Source organism: Corynebacterium tuberculostearicum, from assembly GCF_022347235.1.
Classification (GTDB): Bacteria; Actinomycetota; Actinomycetes; order Mycobacteriales; family Mycobacteriaceae; genus Corynebacterium; species Corynebacterium tuberculostearicum_F.
This window is the reverse complement of the sequence record NZ_JAKRDX010000049.1, coordinates 1-1057: the sequence shown is the minus strand read 5'-3', so window position 1 is coordinate 1057 and position 1057 is coordinate 1. Positions and strand designations below refer to the sequence as shown.

Below are 1057 nucleotides of genomic sequence, written 5' to 3'. Positions count from 1 at the left end.
TTGGCGTTTCTTGCGTTTCTTTCTACCGGTCGGCAAGTCCAGGCCAAGGTCTTTGAGTCTTCCTTTGGCCTGCAGGTAAAAGGCGTCATAAATCGTTTCGTGACTAATGCGCATGTCCTTATCAGTGGGGTAGTCGATGGGCAGGCGATTAGAAATCTCCTCAGGTGACCATTGTGCCCGCAATTGTGCGCATACATAGTCCCATAGTCTTTTGTTGGCTAGTAGTTTCGGTATTTTCGGCCGCAACCTCCGCGCACAGGCCTTTAACTGGGCTGTTTCTGCACGATACGGGCCTTGAGCACTGTGGTTTCTGCGTACTTCACGCTGAATTGACGATGCACTTCGCCCTAAACGGCGCCCAATCTCACGCAGTGGCACATCTTCGCGGAGAAGATCGGCGATGATGACGCGTTCTTCGAAGCAAATGTAGCGATTGCTGATGCGTTTATACGGATCTACCCCGCTAGGTAAGGCGGGAGGGGCAAGCCTTCCGGATTCGATGACATCATGGCGTTGGCGCAGCGCTTTCATAAGTCTGTTATACGTGCTGGCGTCTTCGCCGACGGGTATGAACTCTTCTCGTCGACCCTGGGATTTGGTGAGTCCTTTTTCGAAATCTAAACGCAGTCGACGATCAATTCCTACTGCCGTGCCAGCATCACCACCAGGCAGGCTCGCCAGCCGAAGGCGCAGGTATTCCACTCTTAACTGCGTCTGGCGGACTTTCCGAGCATACTGACTTAACCGGATATGGCACCCAGCTTCCGTAGCTACGGCATACGCAGCGGTAAGATGCATCCCACATCTTTTAGCAGCTTGGCGTACCGACAGTCCGCTTCGGACTAGCTCTACAAGCTGGACAGCCTGGCTGCCGCGGCGATCAACTCGTTTGGCTTTATACACGACTGGCAATCCAAAGGCATGGCAAAAATTCAAAGCATGCCCGTAATGACAGCCAAGCTCACCAGCCGCCGAACGGACACTACGCCCACTGCCAACCAAGGCAACTAAGCCACGACGATCCGATTCAGACAACGAATGAAACGGGCCAACAACC

General features: G+C 53.6%; 1 protein-coding gene. It reads right to left on the bottom strand.

The features are described from left to right. The coding region (locus MHK09_RS11615) for a helix-turn-helix domain-containing protein (protein WP_250413613.1) at positions 1-1057 on the bottom strand (1057 nt) is incomplete at both ends.